General features: G+C 71.6%; 16 protein-coding genes. 11 read left to right on the top strand and 5 right to left on the bottom strand.

Annotated elements, in window-relative coordinates; genetic code table 11:
- The first annotated feature begins 34 nt into the window (after nucleotides 1–34).
- Entirely contained in the window at nucleotides 35–2,359 is a 2,325-nt protein-coding gene (locus Aiant_RS41795) for a M4 family metallopeptidase (protein ID WP_189330168.1), read from the top strand.
- Nucleotides 2,360–2,361: 2 nt separating this feature from the next.
- Here the strand turns inward: Aiant_RS41795 and Aiant_RS41800 are convergent, their stop codons facing one another.
- The 3 genes from Aiant_RS41800 to Aiant_RS41810 all read right to left on the bottom strand — a co-directional run bounded on the left by Aiant_RS41800 (nucleotide 2,362) and on the right by Aiant_RS41810 (nucleotide 5,421).
- Complete coding sequence (locus Aiant_RS41800) at nucleotides 2,362–3,609, bottom strand: helix-turn-helix domain-containing protein (RefSeq protein WP_189330169.1); 1,248 nt, start codon at nucleotides 3,607–3,609, stop codon at nucleotides 2,362–2,364.
- 73 nt (nucleotides 3,610–3,682) lie between these two features.
- Entirely contained in the window at nucleotides 3,683–4,993 is a 1,311-nt protein-coding gene (locus Aiant_RS41805) for a transcriptional regulator (protein ID WP_189330170.1), read from the bottom strand.
- Nucleotides 4,990–5,421 (bottom strand): MarR family winged helix-turn-helix transcriptional regulator, encoded by a 432-nt coding sequence (locus tag Aiant_RS41810; protein ID WP_189330171.1) that lies wholly within the window; start codon nucleotides 5,419–5,421, stop codon nucleotides 4,990–4,992. Before Aiant_RS41810 ends, Aiant_RS41805 begins: the two co-directional genes overlap by 4 nt.
- Between Aiant_RS41810 and Aiant_RS41815 the strand changes: the two genes are divergently transcribed.
- Nucleotides 5,420–6,277, top strand: coding sequence for a quinone oxidoreductase family protein (locus tag Aiant_RS41815; RefSeq protein ID WP_189330172.1), 858 nt, complete (start codon nucleotides 5,420–5,422; stop codon nucleotides 6,275–6,277). The two genes, Aiant_RS41810 and Aiant_RS41815, sit on opposite strands and share 2 nt — an antisense overlap.
- 3 nt (nucleotides 6,278–6,280) lie before the next feature.
- Here the strand turns inward: Aiant_RS41815 and Aiant_RS41820 are convergent, their stop codons facing one another.
- On the bottom strand, nucleotides 6,281–6,931 hold the full coding sequence (locus Aiant_RS41820; protein ID WP_189330173.1) for a pyridoxine/pyridoxamine 5'-phosphate oxidase: 651 nt from the start codon (nucleotides 6,929–6,931) through the stop codon (nucleotides 6,281–6,283).
- A gap of 112 nt (nucleotides 6,932–7,043) precedes the next feature.
- Here Aiant_RS41820 and Aiant_RS41825 point away from each other — a divergent pair, with 112 nt between their 5' ends.
- From Aiant_RS41825 to Aiant_RS41860, 8 genes are all read left to right on the top strand, one after another.
- On the top strand, nucleotides 7,044–7,406 hold the full coding sequence (locus tag Aiant_RS41825; protein ID WP_189330174.1) for a YbaY family lipoprotein: 363 nt from the start codon (nucleotides 7,044–7,046) through the stop codon (nucleotides 7,404–7,406).
- Nucleotides 7,407–7,445: 39 nt separating this feature from the next.
- The gene (legP, locus tag Aiant_RS41830; RefSeq protein WP_189330175.1) at nucleotides 7,446–9,293 is read left to right on the top strand and encodes a Dot/Icm T4SS effector Zinc-dependent metalloprotease LegP; all 1,848 of its coding nucleotides are present in this window, start codon (nucleotides 7,446–7,448) and stop codon (nucleotides 9,291–9,293) included.
- A 193-nt stretch (nucleotides 9,294–9,486) separates the two neighbouring features.
- Nucleotides 9,487–11,946 (top strand): sensor histidine kinase, encoded by a 2,460-nt coding sequence (locus tag Aiant_RS41835; protein ID WP_229829981.1) that lies wholly within the window; start codon nucleotides 9,487–9,489, stop codon nucleotides 11,944–11,946.
- Nucleotides 11,943–12,362 (top strand): roadblock/LC7 domain-containing protein, encoded by a 420-nt coding sequence (locus Aiant_RS41840; RefSeq protein WP_189330176.1) that lies wholly within the window; start codon nucleotides 11,943–11,945, stop codon nucleotides 12,360–12,362. The genes Aiant_RS41835 and Aiant_RS41840 overlap by 4 nt, the downstream gene beginning before the upstream one ends.
- Before the next feature lie 160 nt (nucleotides 12,363–12,522).
- Nucleotides 12,523–13,344 carry an SAM-dependent methyltransferase gene (locus Aiant_RS41845; RefSeq protein WP_189330177.1) on the top strand — a complete coding sequence of 274 codons (822 nt, stop codon included), beginning with the start codon at nucleotides 12,523–12,525 and terminating at the stop codon, nucleotides 13,342–13,344.
- A gap of 183 nt (nucleotides 13,345–13,527) precedes the next feature.
- Nucleotides 13,528–14,286, top strand: a complete 759-nt coding sequence (locus Aiant_RS41850) for an LLM class flavin-dependent oxidoreductase (protein ID WP_229829982.1) — start codon at nucleotides 13,528–13,530, stop codon at nucleotides 14,284–14,286.
- 193 nt (nucleotides 14,287–14,479) lie between these two features.
- Entirely contained in the window at nucleotides 14,480–15,007 is a 528-nt protein-coding gene (locus Aiant_RS41855) for a hypothetical protein (RefSeq protein ID WP_189330179.1), read from the top strand.
- Between the two features lie 80 nt (nucleotides 15,008–15,087).
- The gene (locus Aiant_RS41860) at nucleotides 15,088–15,312 is read left to right on the top strand and encodes an SMI1/KNR4 family protein (RefSeq protein ID WP_189330180.1); all 225 of its coding nucleotides are present in this window, start codon (nucleotides 15,088–15,090) and stop codon (nucleotides 15,310–15,312) included.
- A gap of 302 nt (nucleotides 15,313–15,614) precedes the next feature.
- On the opposite strand, the gene Aiant_RS41865 is transcribed toward Aiant_RS41860, so the two are convergent.
- Nucleotides 15,615–15,926, bottom strand: a complete 312-nt coding sequence (locus tag Aiant_RS41865; RefSeq protein ID WP_212846795.1) for a ribosomal protein L7/L12 — start codon at nucleotides 15,924–15,926, stop codon at nucleotides 15,615–15,617.
- A gap of 146 nt (nucleotides 15,927–16,072) precedes the next feature.
- Here Aiant_RS41865 and Aiant_RS41870 point away from each other — a divergent pair, with 146 nt between their 5' ends.
- Nucleotides 16,073–17,272 (top strand): HEAT repeat domain-containing protein, encoded by a 1,200-nt coding sequence (locus tag Aiant_RS41870; protein WP_189330181.1) that lies wholly within the window; start codon nucleotides 16,073–16,075, stop codon nucleotides 17,270–17,272.
- The last annotated feature ends 683 nt before the right edge of the window (nucleotides 17,273–17,955 follow it).

Genomic DNA, 17,955 nt, shown 5'->3' on the forward strand with positions numbered 1-17,955 from the left:
CCCCTCCCGACAGGTGATCCCCCAAGGAGCTCCGGTGACAACGAGATCCGTTCTGAGCGCGGTGACGGCGCTGGCCGTCGGCGCCGCCACCATCGCCTTCGCAACACACGACAGTGCGCAGGCCGCCCCGCAACCCGGCCCCACCCCGCCCGCCACCGCCCTGGCCGCCGCCGACCGGGCCGCCGCCAGCGGCCTCGACGCCCTGGCCAAGGGCCCCGACGACGCCTTCCTGCGGCGCACCGCCGTCAGTGGCCTCGGCGGCCTCCAGTACGTCACCTACGACCGCACCTACCGTGGGCTGCCGGTCGTCGGCGGCGACGCGACCGTCGTGGTCGACGCCACCGGCCACGTCCGCGACACCCTCGCCGCCGACCACGGCCAGGTCACCCTCGGCTCGGTCACGCCGCGCATCCCGGCCACGACCGCCGCCGCCCGCGCCCGGGCTCAGCTCGACACCGTGACCGACGCTAACCAGCCGCAGCTGGTGGTCTACGCGCTGACCGCGAAGCCGCGGCTGGCGTACGAGACCCTGCTGACCGGCACCCGGGACAGGGCCCCGAGCCGGCTGCACGTCTGGGTCGACGCGCAGACCGGCAAGGTTCTCTCCACCAAGGACGACGTCGTCTTCGAGGCGGCCCGCGGTTACCTCAACGGATCGGTGCAGATCGACACCAACGGCGGGCTGCTCCAGGACCCACAGCGCTCCGGGCTGTCCTGCGGCAACTACACCAGCAAGCAGACGTACCGCAACGGCGGCACCGGCACCGGGACCGACCTGCAAACCGCCTGCGTCGACGCGTATTACGGCGTCGAACAGGAGTGGAACATGCTGCAGTCCTGGCTCGGGCGCAGCGGCATCAGCGGCACCGGCCGGGCGTTCCCGCTCTATGTCGGGCTCAACGCGGTCAACGCCTACTGGGACGGCTCGACCGGCACCTTCGGGCACAACCAGGCCGGCACCGCGCAGGCGGTCAGCATGGACGTGGTCGGCCACGAGATGGGCCACGCCATCGACCAGTTCACCGGCGCGGGCACCGCGGCCGAGAACGGCCTGGGCGAGGCCACCGGCGACATCTTCGGCGCGCTGACCGAGCACTACGCCGGCAACGCGAACGACCCGGCCGACTACACCGTCGGCGAGGAGATCAACCTGGTCGGCTCGGGACCGATCCGGTACATGTACAACCCGGGCACCAACGGCGACCCGAGCTGTTACTCCTCGTCCATCCCGGGCACCGAGGTGCACGCCGCGGCCGGCCCGACCAACCACTGGTTCTACCTGCTCGCCGAGGGCAGCCGGCCGGCCAACGGCAACCCGGCCAGCCCGACCTGCGACGGCAGCACGGTCACCGGCATCGGCATCCAGAAGGCCGGACAGATCTTCATGTCCGCGATGAACATGAAGACCTCCGGCTGGAGCGCGCCGAAGTATCGGGGGGCCACGGTCCGGGCGGCGGTCACGCTGTTCGGCGCCGGCTCGCCGGAGTGCGCCAGCACCAAGGCCGCCTGGAGCGCGGTCAGCATCGGCGCGCAGTCGGGCGAACCGGCCTGCACCGCCGTGCCGTCCGACGACTTCTCGCTGTCGACCAGCCCCACCGCGGGCAGCGTGGCGCAGGGCGGCAGCGTGACGACCACGGTGGCCACCCAGCGCACCGCCGGCAACGCGCAGACCGTCACGCTGAGCGCGTCCGGCCTGCCGTCCGGGGTCACCGCGACGTTCAGCCCGGCCACCGTCACCGCCGGCCAGTCGTCCACGCTGACGCTGCGGGCCGCCTCGACCGCGGCCGTCGGCAGCAAGGCGATCACCGTCACCGGGTCCGCCCCCTCCGGCAGCCACACCGCGACCTACACCGTCACGGTCACCACCGGCACGCCGCCGACCGGCAACGACTTCTCGGTGTCGGCCTCACCGGCGTCCGGCACGGTCGCGCCGGGCAACTCGGCCACCGCGTCGATCACCACGGCCGTCACGTCCGGTAACGCCCAGACGGTGAACCTCGCGGTCTCCGGCGCGCCGACCGGCGTGACCGCCGCGGTGAGCCCGGCGTCGGTCACCGCCGGCGGCTCGGCCACCCTCACGGTCACGGTCGCCGCCACCGCGGCCGCCGGCACCTACCCGCTGACGATCACCGGGACGGGTGCGGAGAACACGCACACCACGACGTACACGCTGACCGTCTCGGGCACGCCGCCGACCGGCTGCGGCGGGGTGGCGGCCTGGTCCGCGACCCGCGGTTACGTCCCCGGTGACAAGGTGTCCTACAACGGTCACCTGTGGAACTCCACCTGGTACTCCACCGGTGCCGAACCCGGTGCGCCCGCCTCCTGGGCGGTCTGGGCCGACGCCGGCCCGTGCTGAGGTCAGTCCGAACGCGGTGAGTCCCCGGACAGCCGCTCCACCTCGGCGAGGCCGTCACGCAGCAGCGTGACGGCCTCCGCCGCGCGGTCCTGCGCCTCCAGGTTGTCGGCGAGCGCCAGCAGCACCGCGGCCAGGCTGCGCCGCGGCCCGGCCCGCCGGTAGCCGTCCGCGGCGGCGCGCAGGTGCCGCTCGGCACCGGCGACATCGCCCTCGTCCGCGGCGAGCGCGGCCAGCACCCGATCGCCCGCCGGCCCGGCCGCGGGCACATCTTCGAGCAAAACCCTTGCTTCGGTGCGCCGGCCCAGTCCCCGATACACCGCCGCCAACTCGACCGCCGCCTCGCCCCGCGCACCAACCGTCCCGTCTGGCCGGCCGGTCAGCCCGGTGAGCGCCTCGGTCAGGTCGCGCGCCGCCGCGTCCAGGTCGCCCGCGCGGTGCCGGGCCCGCCCGCGGATGAGCCGGCACTCGGCCAGCTCCACCGCCAGTCCGGCCTGCCCGCGAGCCTGCCGCGCCTGCGACAGCGCCCCCTCGGCTCCCCGCGTGTCGCCCTGGGACAGCAGCGTCCTGCCCACGGTCAGGTGCAGGTCGGCGAGCGCGCCGGCGTCCGCGGGACCGGCCAGCGCCAGTGCCGCCGATGCCGCGCCGGCCGCCGCGTCCTCGTCGTCGAGGTCCCGGTGACACAGCGCGAGGCGGACGTTGAGCCCGAGCAGCGCCCCGGGATCCGGCAACCCGGCGCCGGCCAGCTCGTCCAGCGCCCGGCGCAGCAGGAACACGGCGTATCGCGGATCGCCCTGCCGCCGCAGGCACTCCGCCTCCCCGATCACCGGCGCGGCCCGCAGGTGCGCCGGCGCCCCCGCGGACAGCCGCCCGGCCTCGGCGAACGCACGAGCGGCCGCGTCGAGGTCGTCGCGGCGCAGCGCCAGGTAGCCGAGTCCGACCTGGCAGTGCGCCCGGCCCAGCTCGTCGGCGTGCTCGGCCAGCCGGAGGTAGTCCGCCTCGCTCACCGCGGGGCCCGCGAGTTCGAGGCCGAGGCGGACCTGAAGATCCGGGGAGCTGCCGGTGGCCAGTTCCTCGGCGCTGACCCCGAGCAGTGCGGCGAAGTGCGCGAGCGCGTCGGTGGACGGCACCCGGCGACCGGACTCCACCGACGACACGTACGCCGAGGTGTATCGGTCGGCGGCCAGCTCCCGCTGGGTCAGCCCGCGCGCCGTGCGCAGCCGGTGGATCCGCCCGCCCACGTCCTCGTTCATCGCGCCACCTCCGCTGCGCTCCGGCGTCGCGATGAACCAACCACTGTGCCGATTGATTCGCTCGCGAGCTCGCTCATCGCGCCGCCTCCGCTGCGTGCAGGCCGCGGCGCAGCACCGCGCCCGCCTCGGCGGTCCGCCCGGCGTCGAGCAGGACGTCGCCGAGCATGCGGCAGGTACGGATCAGCTCGGTCACGAAGCCACCCCGCTCGTACCGGTCGGCGGCCCGGACCAGCAGCCGTTCGCCCTCGGCGGTGTCGCCGCGGCTCACCGCGACCAGGCCCAGCAGCCGGTCGGCCTCGGCCATGCACTCGACGTGCCGGACCTGCGCGCTGACCCGGGCGGCCACCCCGGCCAGCCGGGCCGCCTCGTCCAGCGCACCCTGCCGGCGGTGGACCTCGGCCAGCTCCAGCGTGGCGCCCGCGTGGTCCTGGGTCGCGCCGACCGCCAGCAGGATCTCGGCCGCGGCGCGGAACTCGCGGGCCGCCTCCGGTAGCCGGTCGACCCGGCGCAGCACGTATCCGTACCCCCAGTGGCACAGCCCGATCTCGCGGGTCAGGCCCAGCTCGCGGTAGATGCGGCCGGCCTCGCCGAACATCCGCTCCGCCGCGGGCAGCTCGGCCGGGCTCCGCCGCAGCTGCCCCGCGGTCATGTTGAAGTGCGCAACCCACTCCGCCCGGGTGACCCGCGACAGCAGGGGCGCCACCTCGGCTTCCAGGTCGTGTGCCCGCTGCCGCCAGTCGAGCTCCACGAAGATGTACAGCAGCACCGTGGACAGCCGCACCCGGGCGTCCGGATCGGGGGTGCCGGACTCGCGGACCGCCCGCAGCTCCTCCTGGAGCACGGCGGTCGCGGTGAACGCGTCACCACCGGCGAACCGGCAGTACGCCCAGCGGGCCAGCGCCGCCGCCCGCGCCGCCGGCGGGCAGTCCCGCTCCCGGTCGCGCACCCGGGCGAACTGCTCCTCGGCGCCGCGCATGTCGCCGCGCTGCATCCGGGCCTCACCCAGCCAGTACGCCGCCCAGCAGGCCGGGGCGGGCAGCGCCCACCGGGTGGCGTCGGCCTGAACCCGCCCGAACACGTCCTCGGCATGCTCCACCTTGCCCTGGGAGAGAGCCTGCCGGGCCTGGCGCAGGGCGTCGTCGAGGTCGGCCGCGGCGCCGGGCGGCCGGTCGTACCGTAAATCGTCGGGATCGATGCCGAAGCGGACCGCGACGTGCGCGATCATCTGATCGCTCGGTTTCCGGGCACCGGCCTCGACGGCCGCCAGCAGGGTGCGGCTGAACTGTGGCTCGGCCAGGTCGCGCTGGGTCAGGCCGTGGGTGACGCGCAGCCGGCGGATCCGGGCGCCGACGTCCCCGGGCGGCTCGGGCTCGTGGCTGGTCATCGGCCGGCCCCGGCGTTGAGCAGCGGTTCGAGCAGGCCGAGCAACTGGGTGCGCTGCTCCGGGCCGAGGCCGTCCAGGTCGGGCGCGAGCGTGGCGCGGACCTCGGCATAAAGCCGCTGGGTGAGCTCGTGACCGGCCGGGGTCAGGAACACCTCGATGACCCGGCCGTCGCGTGGATTCTTGCCCCGGGCCAGCAGGCCGCGGCGCTCGGCGCGGTCGATCAGGCCGGACATCGTCGACTTGTCCAGGCCCAGGTAGGCGGCCAGCTCGGTGATCCGGGGGCGGCGGTCGCGCAGGATGCCGAAGACGCGCAGCTGGGTGAGCGACAGGTCGTTCTCCGCGCCGATGCGGGTGAGCACGCCGGTCACCTGGAACGTGCAGCGGACCAGGGCGTCGATCAGCTCGTCCACCGAGTCCTCGGATGTCATGCGGCCGATCGTAGTTGACATCGTTGGGATTCCCAACCATCTGCACCACCTGACCCGGTCGAAGGCGAGCGGGGCGCACTACAGCGCGGCCGGCGCCCTGCCGCTGGTGCCCGGCGTCGACGGCGTGGTCCGCGGCCCGGACGGGCGGATGCGCTACGCGGTGCTCGACGACGCCCGGGTCGGGACGTTCGCCGACCGGACGGTGATCGACGCCCGGCGCAGCGTGGTGCTGCCGGACGGCATCGACCCGGTGCGGATCGCGGCGGCGATGAACCCGGCGATGTCGTCGTGGGTCGCGCTGCGCCGCCGGGCCGGCTTCACGCCGGGGCAGCGGGTCCTGGTCATCGGCGCGACCGGCAACGCCGGGCGGATGGCGGTCCAGGTCACCAAGCTGTTCGGCGCGGCGCGGGTGATCGCGGCCGGACGCGACGAGCGGCGGCTGGCCGCGCTGCCCGCGCTCGGCGCCGACGAGACCTGCACGTTCGACCGGATCGCGGGCGCGGCCGACGTCGACGTCGTCCTCGACTACGTGTGGGGCGAGCCGGCTGCCGCCGCGATGATCCCGATGCTGACCGCGCGGGCCGACCGGAGTGCGCCGCTGACCTGGGTGCAGATCGGCTCGATGGCCGGGCCGGAGGCCCCGATCCCGTCGGCCGCGCTGCGCGCCGCGCGGATGCAGATCGTCGGCAGCGGGATCGGGTCGGTCCCGGCCCGCGACTTCATCGCCGAGCTGCCGGAGATCGCCGCCGCGGTGGGGGACGGGGCGATCGAGGTGCGGGCGCGGCAGGTGCCGCTCGCCGACGTTGCCGCGGCGTGGACCGCGGTCACCGACGAGCGGATCGTGCTGGTGCCCTAGGTTTCACGGCCACAGCAGCTCCTTGTGCCAGGTGTCCCGCTCCTTGCGATAGCGCAGGCGCACGTGGCGGCGCCGGCTGTCGCCCTGCCAGAACTCCACGCTGACCGGGACCACGGCGTACACGGTGTGACTCCCGGCGATCGTCCGCGGGTCGCGCTCGATCACCTCGTCGGCGTCGGCGAGCGCCTGGATGAGGTGGGCCGGATCGGTCAGGACCGCGCTCTGCCGGCCGGCCAGGGAGGCCGCGCGGGACCCGGGGGACTTCGACAGGAAGTCCGCCCGGGAGGTCTCCGGGTCCAGCCGGCTCAGGGTTCCCCGCACCCGGACCTGCCTGCCCTGCTCACGCCAGTAGAAGCCGAGCGCGGCCGCGGGGCGATCGGCGGCCTGGCGGCCCTTCGCGCTCTCCGCGTCGGTGCTGAACTGCCAGCCACGGTCGTCGATCTCCCGCAGCAGCACGATCCGGGTGTCCGGCAGGCCGCCGGCGTCGACCGTGCTCAGGCTCATTGCGTGCGGCTCGGTCACCCCGTCCCGGACGGCCTGGCGCAGCCAGGAGGCGAACAGGCTGTCCGGGTGCGGCGGGGCCTCCTCCGGCGCGAACCGGGGTAAGGGCCGGTCGAAGACGCGCAGATCGCTGAGAAGCTCGCGAATGCTCACCGCGGCATTGTCCCGCACCAGCCGCTGAGGCAGATCTCAGACAGCAGCCACGCCCGGCGCGGGCTCGCGTGTTGCGATGGTCCGATGGCGTAGGCGGAGGCGGTGGTCCCCGATGGGCGACGGGCCCGGCACGACGGTCACCGGCCGGATCGTCTTCCCCGCGGGAGAACGGCCCGGCGAGGCCGCGCGCGTGGTGGCCCGGATCGAGGACGTGACCCGGGCCGACGCGCCGGCCACCACGATCGCGGAACACGTCGAGGAACGGGTGCCCCTGCCGCAGGGGGAGGGCGGGTCGTTGCCCTTCACCATCCGGGTCCCGGCACACGCGATGGACGGGCGGAGCCGGTACACGGTGCGCGTGCACGTCGACGTGACCGGAAGCAGCACCGTCACCAGCGGCGACTTCGTCTCCGCCGCCGCCTACCCGGTGTCACCGGACCAGGGGGAGGTCGAGGTGGCGGTACGCCGGGTCTGACCTGCCGGACGATCCGCGCGAGCGGAAAGGGGAACCACCATGCCACAAGCCGATGAGCCCGCCGTGTGGCGCAACGCGGGGGAGTTCCGAGGCGGCGAGCGTCGCACGGCGCTCATCACCGGAGTCAATTTTCCCAGGACCGCCGTGGTCTACAGCGTCGTGGACGGCCTGGGAGTGTTCGAGGGCGACATCATCCTCGGCACCGTCGACCAGCTCGAACTGTCCCTGGCCGAGGTGCGCGGGCGACTGACCGGGGACGCGCCGGTCGAGGCCGGCGTCGGCATCTCCGGCATGCGCTTCCGCTGGCCCGGCCTGCGGGTGCCGTTCGACATCGACCCGAACCTGCCGAACCAGCAACGCGTCCGTGACGCCATCGCCCACTGGGAGGCCCACACGCCGATCCGCTTCCCGGAGCGGACGCCCGCCAACGCCGGCGACTTCCCGAACTTCGTGCACTTCACCGACGCGGGCGGCTGCTTCTCCTCGGTGGGGATGCAGGGCGGCTCGCAGACGATCAGTCTGGGGACCGGCTGCTCCACCGGCAACGCGATTCACGAGATCGGCCACGCGGTCGGGCTCTGGCACGAGCAGAGCCGCGAGGACCGGGACCTGTTCGTCACCATCAACTTCCAGAACATCCAGCCGGGGATGGAACACAACTTCGACCAGCACATCACCGACGGCGACGATCTCGGCGGCTACGACTACGGCTCGATCATGCACTATCCACGAACGGCGTTCAGCGTCAACGGGCAGGAGACGATCACGCCGGTCGACCGGAACGCGCAGATCGGCCAGCGCACCGGACTCTCCCCGGGGGACATCGCCGCCGTCCTGGCGATGTACCCGACCAACGGCTGGCACCACAACGACCTGACCGCGGCGACCGCCGCGCCGGCCGCGGTCGGCAACGTCGCCGGCTACACCTGGGACGTGGACCGTACCCAGCACGTCGTCTACCGCAGCGCCAACGCGCACATCCACGAGCTGTGGTTCGACGGCAAGTGGCACCACAACGACCTCACGCTCGCCGCGAACGCGCCCGGCGCGGTCGGCAACCTCGCCGGCTACACCTGGGACGTGGACCGTACCCAGCACGTGGTCTATCGCGGCGGGGACGCGCACATCCACGAGCTGTGGTTCGACGGCGCCTGGCACCACAACGACCTGACCGCGGCCACGGGCGCGCCCGGCGCGGCCGGTGACCCCGCCGGGTACACCTGGGACGTCGACCGCACGCAGCACGTGGTCTATCGCGGCGGGGACGCGCACATCCACGAGTTGTGGTTCTCCGGTGGGTGGAACCACAACGACCTGACGGCGGCCACCGGGGCGCCGGGCGCGGTCGGTGATCCGGCCGGGTACACGTGGGACGTGGACAGCACGCAGCACGTGGTCTATCGGGGCGGGGACGCGCATATCCACGAGTTGTGGTTCTCCGGTGGGTGGGACCACAACGACCTGACGGCCGCGACGGGCGCGCCGAGTGCGGCCGGCGATCCGGACGGCTACACCTGGGCCGTCGACCGCACCCAGCACGTGGTCTATCGCGGCGGGGACGCGCACATCCACGAGTTGTGGTTCTCCGGTGGGTGGAACCACAACGACCTGACGGCGGCCACCGGGGCGCCGGGCGCGGCCGGTGATCCGGCCGGGTACACGTGGGACGTGGACAGCACGCAGCACGTGGTCTATCGCGGCGGGGACGCGCACATCCACGAGCTGTGGTTCTCCGGTGGGTGGAACCACAACGACCTGACCGCTGCGACGGGCGCGCCGAGTGCGGCCGGCGATCCGGACGGCTACACCTGGGCCGTCGACCGCACCCAGCACGTGGTCTATCGCGGCGGCGACGCCCACGTCCACGAGCTCTGGTTCAACGCGTGACCACCTTCCCGCGGCGCAGAGTCCTGCGCCGCGGGAAGTGTGCAGCCGAAACCTTCCCATCCGCTTGATCTTCTGATGGAATCTTCGACGATCTATCCGCAGCTCAGTTCCGTCGCATGTGCACCCGCGCCGGGCTCGGCTGTCGCCCCCTCGTGCTTCCCCCAGACGGCACGGGCTGATCGAAGGAGTTTCCGTGAGCGCGGGTTCCCCCGGCTCCACAGCGCGACGGCGTTTCCTTCCCCGCCTGCGGGACGTCCGGATCCGCGCCAAACTCGCCGGCCTGATGGTCATCCCGCTGGCCGCGGTGCTGACGCTCGGCACCGCGCGCCTGATCGACGTGCGCGGCACCGCGTCCGACTCGGACCGCGTCGCCGAGCTCACCCGCCTCGGCACCCGGCTCGGCACCGTGAACCGGCTGGTGCACGCCGAACGCATGGCCGCGGTGGCCTATCTGGTGGGTGGCGGCGACAGCCGGGCCGACTACGAGAGCCGGATCCGCGAGGTCGACACGCAGGTCGCCGCGTACCGCCACGCCCGCCCCGACTCCGCCGACGTGCCGAGCCGGGTGGCGGACAAGTTCGCCCTGATCGACGAGCAGCTCGGCAAACTCACCGCGATCCGCGGCGACGTGGAGGGGACCGCGGGCCTCAACGTGGCCAGCGCCGTGCAGCGCTACGGCGACGTGCTCGCCGGGCTCTCCGGCTTCGAGGAGTCGGTCGGCCAGGTCGCCGTCCCGGGCCCGGTCGCCGACGCGCTGCGCGCGCTCGGCGCGTTCAGCCGGATCAGCACCGCCATCGCCCAGCAGGAGGCGATCGCCTATGCGGTACGCATCTCCGGCGAACTCACCTCGGTACGCCAGCAGCAGCTGATCGCCGCCCAGGCCGCCCGTGACTCGGCGTTCGCCAGCTTCCGGGCACTGGCCGCCAAGGACCAGGTCGGCGTGGTCGAGGCGATGCTCGCGGACGCCAAGATGGGCGCCGCCGACGGACTCAACACCCGGCTGACCGGGCGCGGCGCGGCCCCGATGGAGGAGCTGCTCAAGGCGTACGACGGGGTGCTCACCCTGCTGCGCTCGGCGGAGCAGCGGCTCCAGGACAACGCGGTCGCGGTCGCCGAGGACGACAGCTCCAGCGCCGCCTGGCGCGCCGGCGTCGAAGCCGTCCTGGTCCTGCTCGTGCTGCTGTTCGGCGTCGTGTTCGCCATCATGCTGGCCCGCAACCTGAACTTCGCGGCCCACCGGCTGCGCGACGGCGCGCTCACCGTGGCCAACCGCGACCTACCGAACGCGGTCAACCGGCTGCGCGACGCCGGCGACCTGGACAACGGCGGTGTCGACCGGATCGTCGCGGAGACCCGGGATCCGATCCGGCTCTCCGGAAAGGACGAGTTCGGGCAGGTCGCCAAGGCGTTCGCGGTGGTGCACCAGGAGGCCGTGCGAGTCGCCGCCGAGCAGGCCGCGTGGCGCATGAGCGTCTCGACGATGTTCCTCAGCCTGGCCCGGCGCAGCCAGCGACTGGTCGACAAGATGATCCGCGAACTCGACCAGATCGAGAGCGACGAGCAGGACCCGGCCCGCCTGGCCCGGCTCTTCGACCTGGACCACCTGGCCACCCGGATGCGCCGCAACGACGAGAACCTGCTGGTGCTCGCGGGCGCCGAGCCGGGCGCGCCCCGCAAGGAGGACGCGTCGCTGCTCGACGTGCTGCGGGCCGCCCAGTCCGAGGTGGAGCAGTACGCCCGGATCGACTTCGGCGTGGTCGACGAGGACGTCGGGATCGCCGCCGCCGCGGTCAGCGACGTGGTCCGGCTGATCGCCGAGCTGCTCGACAACGCCACCCGGTTCTCCCCGCCCCGCACCCAGGTCACCGCGCACGGCCAGCGGGTCGACACCCAGGTGGTGGTGCAGATCGAGGACCTCGGCCTGGGCGTTTCCGAGGAACAGCGGATGCTGATCAACAAGCGGTTGGCGCAGCCGTCCGAGGTGGACGTCACGGCGTTCCGGCTGATGGGCTTCGCGGTCATCGGCCGGCTCGCGGCCCGGCGCGGCATCCGGGTCCGGCTGCTCCCCGGCCGCCCGGGCGGGACCATCGCCGAGGTGATGCTGCCCGCCAGTATTCTGGCCACCCGCAGGGTCGCCTCGGTGCCCGCGCAGCCGCGGCCGCTGGTGCAGCCGCTGCCGGCGATGGGCGCGGCCCGGCGCGCTCCGATCAAGATGGAGATGCAGGTCGCCTGGTTCGAGGCGCCGGCCGCGCCGGCCATGGCCACCGTCCGCGGCCTGCCCACCGCGGGCTATGCGCCGGCGGGCTATGCACCGGCCGCCACGCCCGCGACGGCGCCTGCCCCGCCGGTCGCTCCGGCCCCGTCCGTTCCGAAACCACGGCCCTCCGCCGAGGACCGGTGGCGGATGCGGGCCGACGACGGCTGGCAGCGGGCCACGGCCGCGGCGACACCGGTCGCCGCCGGCACCACGCCGACCGGGCTCCCGCGCCGCACCCCGCAGGCCCAGCTCGTGCCGGGTGCGGCGCCCGCCGCGCCGGCCGCCCCGGTACGCCGCAACCCCGAGGCCATGCGGAGCCTCTCCACCTTCACCAACGCTGTGCAACGGGGACGGCTGAACAACGCCGCCCATTCCGGTAAGGAGACCGAGCGGTGACCACTCCTCCCACCATGCAGGACCTGAGCTGGCTGCTCGACGACTTCGCGGAGGGCACCACCGGTGTCGCGCACGTCGTGGTGGTCTCCGCCGACGGGCTGCTGCTGGCCGCGTCGAAAGACCTGCCGGGCGAGCCGGCCGGGCAGCTCTCCGCGATCGTCAGCGGCGTGGTCAGCCTGACCACCGGCGCGGCCACCCTGATCGCCGGCGGCGTGGTGAAGCAGACCATCATCCAGATGCAGAGCGGCTACCTGTTCCTCATGTCGATCAGCAACGGCTCCTCGATGACCGTGCTCGCCTCCAGCGACTGCGACCTCGGCCAGGTCGGCTACGAGATGGCCCTGCTGGTCGAGCGCATCGGCGAATACCTGTCGCCGGTACCCCGCCAGACGGGTCATGCCACCATGTCCGCCTGATTCCTCCGGTCCGCTGCGGGTCCTTCGCCGCACGATTTTCCGGTACGACTCGTAGCCCCGTGCCAGTCGGCTCGCGACGCCCGGCCCGCACCGGACCGCCACGCGACTCGTGCGGGTCCGCCGGCCCACCGGCCCGCGCGCCGGTCGATACGATCGGTGGATGGTCGCGTTCCCCGTGCCCGAGGGAGTGGGTCGCACGGCGCTCGGCATGGCACGCGTCCGGGCCGAGGAGAGTGGGCGACCCGATCGGCTCTTCGACGACCCGTACGCGCAGGCGTTCGTGGCCGCGGCCGGTGACGCCCTGCCCGGCGGCGCCGTCGGTGGCAGCGAGGATCCGATGGCCGCTGTCGTGCACGCCGCCGTCGTGCGTACCCGGTACTTCGACGACTTCCTGATGGATGCCTGCGCGAGCGGGTGCCGGCAGGTCGTCGTTCTCGCGGCGGGCCTCGACACCCGGGCGTTCCGCCTGCCGTGGCCCGCCGGTGTGTCCCTTTTCGAGGCGGACCTCCCGGCCGTGCTGGCGTTCAAGGAGCAGGTGCTGACCGGCGCCGGCGCCGTGCCGCGCTGTCACCGCGTGACCGTCCCCGCCGACCTGCGCGATGACTGGCGACCGAGGCTGATCACCGCCGGTTTCCGACCCGCGGAACCGGCGGCGTGGCTGATCGAGGGTCTGCTGATCTATCTCACGGTGGACCAGGCGACCGCCCTGCTGGAGACCGTCACCGAACTCTCCGCGGCCGACAGCCGGCTCGCCTGTGAACGCTCAGGCCGTCGACAGCGACCGCCCGAGGCCGCGATGCCGCGCCTGGCTCCGTTCACCGAGATGTGGAAGGGCGGGCTCGGCCCGGCGTTACCGCGCTGGCTGGCAGGGCACGGCTGGCAGGTTCGCGTCGATGACCGTGATCGCATCGCCGACGCCTACGGCCGCCCTTCGCCGATTGCTTCGGACGGTGGCTATCTCACCTCGGTACGGACCGCATGACAGTTCGCCGCCCGGTCCTCGCGCTCCTCTTCGGGCGCTGTCGGATGCGGAGCGGCCCGTTCGTAGCACCGGTAGAGAGCTCGGCATGCGCCGGGCCGGAAAGGGTTGATCATCATGACCAGTGCGTCGACACGACAGCCGAGGCCGTTACGGTTCGGAGTCGTCGCTCCGATCACCAAAGACGTGCCGGCGTGGCGTGACCAACTGCGTGGTCTGGCCGACAGCGGCTACTCGACCATCCTGATGCCGGACGTGCCGGAGTGGCAGCCGGCACCGGGCCCCGCGCTCGCCGTCGCGGCGACGATCACCGGCCTGCGAGTGGGCACCTGGGTGTACGCGTCCCCGGTGCGGCCGGCATGGAGTACCGCGTGGGAGGCGCACTCGCTGACCGTGCTCACCGACGGTCGTTTCGAGCTGGGCATCGGCACCGGCCGGCCCGGGATCGCGGATCAGCTTCGCGGGCTGGGCCTGCCCGATGTGCCCATGAACCGGCGATGGGACCAGGTGCGTGAGGTCGTCACGGCCCTGCGCGAGCTGGACGGCCCGGACCTGCACACCCCGGTAGCGATGGCCGTCGGCGGCCCGAAAGGGATGGCGGTTGCCGCCGAGCTCGCCGACACGGTCACCTTCGTCATGCCGCACACCGAGACGCGGACCGCAACGATGCGACGGATCCGCGACTTCGACAACCGTCGCGCCGTGGAACTCGCGGTGCACGTGCCGGTGATCGGCGACTCGGTCGCTCCGTTCATGGCAGGTCCCGGCACCGATCCCGCGGCCCTCCGCGCCGCGGACTCGCTCGCCTTCCTCCCGAGCGACCCCGCCGCAGCCACCGAAGAAATCCTGAGGCGACGTGAGGAGATCGGCTTCTCCTACTTCGTGGTGGGAGCAGACGCCGCCGGCGCCCTCGCCCCGGTCGTGGCCGACCTGGCCGGACAGTAGTTCTCCTTGAGCGAGCGCATCACACATGACGACGTGCGCACCTGGCGGCGCATCGGATGGCGGCGATTCCAGCCGGTCACCGAGTCGCCGCCCAGCGATGCCGGGCCGGCCCGGCTCACCACGGACCGAATACCGACGCGGCGCTCGCTATCGGCGGCATGAGAGTGCGATCTACGCTCGGCAGAGTCACGTGATGCTGTCCGAACCTGCCGACACACCCTGGGCTGAGCCTGCCGGCCGGCGACTCGCCGAGGGCAATGGTGTGCGTGCGGTGTTTCTCAGCCTGTTGCGGGACGGCGCCGAACCCGACGCCGCCGCGATTGCCGTGTGTGTCGCAGCCGGTTCTGGTCGCAAGGAGGCAGTCGACCGCCTCGGGCAGTTCTCGGGTTTATGGGAGGCACTTCAACCCGGTGAGGAGGCGGACGGCGTCGATCTTCTTATCGCGCATGGCTATTTCGAGCCAGACGTTGCACTCGACGATCGGCAGCAGGCGGCTCTCGCGCACTTGCATGCGGCGTTGCAAGCGGTACCGGGAGTCCCCAGCGGGGCTGCGGCTTCTTTGAGTACACAGCTTCGAACTGGGCGTCTCGTCGAAGCGCGGCAGCAACTCGAACGTCTTGGTGGCCAACGATGGTCAGACAACACACGGTTCTGGACGGCGATGCGCCAGGCGGACGAAATCCTCGGGTCCCTGCCTGATCGGACACTGCCAACGGAGTAAGACCTGTCGAACGTCTACGACGGCGAGTTCGCCCGCCCCTGTCCAGGCGCACGGACTGCGGCAGTTTGAGTAAGTCGGTAGTGGGCAACACGACTGACGACCTCCGCACCATCAACGACCGGGAGTTTCCCGACCGCAGCTTCGTCGCCGTCGCCCCGGTCGGCACTGGCGACCACTGGGGCTTCCCGGTGGTCGACGGCCGTTGCAGCGAGCAGGTCTGGTTCCACTTCCACGACGCCGACGATGATGAGCTCGTCGCCCAGGACTTCCTTGAGTTTGTCGCGAGCCACGCGCTCAAACCCTGAGGACAGTCGTCGTAAGGGTTCCTGTCCGCTGCCGGGATTACTCGCGGCAGATGAATTACGAGCAGAGGGAACGGCAGCTTCAGGGGCTGATCGATCAGCTTCGCCGGATGCGCGACGAGTGTGAACCCAAGTCGAACCAGAACCCTCGGTACCTCAGGTACTCGAGCGCGGTCTCGGCGCTCCGCTGGATCATCGCCGAGCTGGCCAGTGAGCGAAGCTAAGCCTGCATGGCTCTATCTGCGGCAGAACAGTGCGCCACCCGGCCCTACCGGCGAGGGGCGCCGTGCGAGCCGCTGCGAGCGTCACCCCAAGTTACGCTGCCTGGCGAGGAGCTCGACGGCGTCTTTGGCCTCCTTAAGGCCGGCACCCGTCGCCTTCCGGTACTCCTTGATCGCCTGGATCTTCCGGCCCGCAAGCAGTTCCTGCAGGACCACTCCGGGAACGTCCGGCTCGGGTTCGCGGATACCCAGGTGCGCCATGATCAGGTCCAACTTGCGTTCGACTGCCGCTAGCCGGTACACCCGATGATTCATGGCGCTGCGGCGGCCGATGGCGACTACCAAGACCACCAACAGCAACGGCAACATCGAGGCGAACGGCACGACCCGCTCCATGTCCGCCATTCAACACCGGCCATGCCAACGGCTCAGGCTCATCGCTGTCGGCCAGGACGCCAGCACAAGCGAACACGCTCGGCGGCAGATCAGTGCATTCGAACTCATTGTGCAGAACGGCGCCGTCGGGACCTCTCCCTGAGACAATGACCGTGATGGAAGATCGTTTGGTGTATCGGACTGGTTCCATAGCGGATGAGGGCAGCGCCCTTCTGCGCGCGGCGGCAGCCGCCGGGCACGGCACGCGCGCGCGAGAGCTTCTCAACAACGGCTGGCCCGACTCGGCCCGTGAGGACGTAGAGCTGATGTTGTGGGCGGCGGACTACGGGGCGTACCAGGTGATCCACAACCGGCTCGACGAGCACACGACGAAGCCAATGTTGCGGATCGCCCGCGCCTGGGTCGGCGTCGATCCCATAGCCGAGCTACGCCGCCGGCTCGGCGATGCCACCGCCGTGGTGCAACGCCGGCGCGTGCCGGTCAACGAGGACGACCATACGGAGTGCATCCGGGCGACCGCAGCTGACGGCCGGTGGGCCGAGGTTCAGACGGCTCACCGGGCAATCGTGACGTACATCGAGGAGCGCCTCGGTATTGGCGCCTCGCGCGACGAGCTGTTGGCGCGTGCCCTGCTGGACCGGGATCCGGACTCGATCAACTGGAGCGAGTCCCGGCACTCTGTGAAAGATAGGCGGGATGCCGAGGCAACGTGGCGCTGGGCCGCCACGGTCCTCACTGACCCGGATTCGGACGCTCGGCGGTTCGCCGCCGAAGTGGTGCATTCCCTTTCGATTGATCAGGAGCCGTGCCCGCAGGACGCGCTTACCGTCCTGCGGGCACGGCTGGCCGTCGAGCTGGATGCCAGCGTCCTTGTCAGCCTGATCGGGGCGTTCGCCGAATACCACGGTCCCGGGTATCTGCCCGAGGTCATGGCGCATGCTGAGCATCCCGATCCGTTGGTCCGCAGCCGAGTGGCGGGCGAGCTCAGCCTCACGTTGATGAGCCCCGGATCGGTGCAAGCAGGCGCGGACGTAGCCGCCAAGCTAGCCCGAGACCCTGATGGCCGGGTACGCGCGACCGCCCTGCGGGTCCTGCGCGACTATGCCTTCGACCACCCTGTGACCGGGGAAATCATCACCGCGAACCGCGAAGACCCGGACCCCCGCGTCAGGGTAGAGGTCCTGGCCGGGCTGGCCCGAGGCGGAGACACCGCCGCCTATGAAGAACTGAGGCGGCTCGCAGACGAAGCCGGGGAGGACAGCCCTCTCGCGATGACGGCCGACGCGGCCAAGGGCTGGTTACAGAAGGCCAAAGACGCACATGAGGTGCCTCCGCACGTGGTGTAGACGCTCCGGCGGCCAGCCCTCGCCCGCCGGAGCGCTCGAACGGCTTCAGGGTGACGAGAATTGCGGAATCTCGCGCACGACCGGCGGCATGTGAGTTGGTTGCCTGTAAGGATCCTGGGTGATCGGATCTGGCGCCATGACTGCTGGATTCGCGCCGTTTATCCAGGAAGAAAGCCCTAAACGTCGCGTTCAACGGCCCCGTTGCGGGCTGATGTCCGGCTGCGAGCAACAACGTCAGATTCATATGTGAGAATATTTCTGGAGGCCATGTTCGTCAGCGGATAAGCATGGAGGTACGTGTGCAGGTTGCCTTGCTGGCGGCTCTATCCGGACTAATCGGAATTATCGTAGGGCGGTTCTGGGACGCACGCTCAGAGTCGCGGCGTTGGCGCCGCGACCAGCGAATGCAGAGCTACCAGGCAGTGGCCGGGGAGTTCTACCGGTATCGGGATGCGATCCGTGAGTTGGGCTGCGTAACCCGCCCCGGACCAGAGCACGACGAACGACTCGCCGAGGTCAGCAAGCTGCGCACCGACTGGAACCGTAGTTTGGCTACGCTTTGGCTGCACGGCTCAGAACGAGCTGCAGCGTGTGCCTTGTCTGTTGACCATCAGTTGAGCAAGTTGAGTACTCGAGCGAGGGAAGAGAGTATTCCTCACGAGCAATGGCTTGCGGAACGGGAG

The organism is Actinoplanes ianthinogenes (genome assembly GCF_018324205.1).
GTDB lineage: Bacteria > Actinomycetota > Actinomycetes > Mycobacteriales > Micromonosporaceae > Actinoplanes > Actinoplanes ianthinogenes.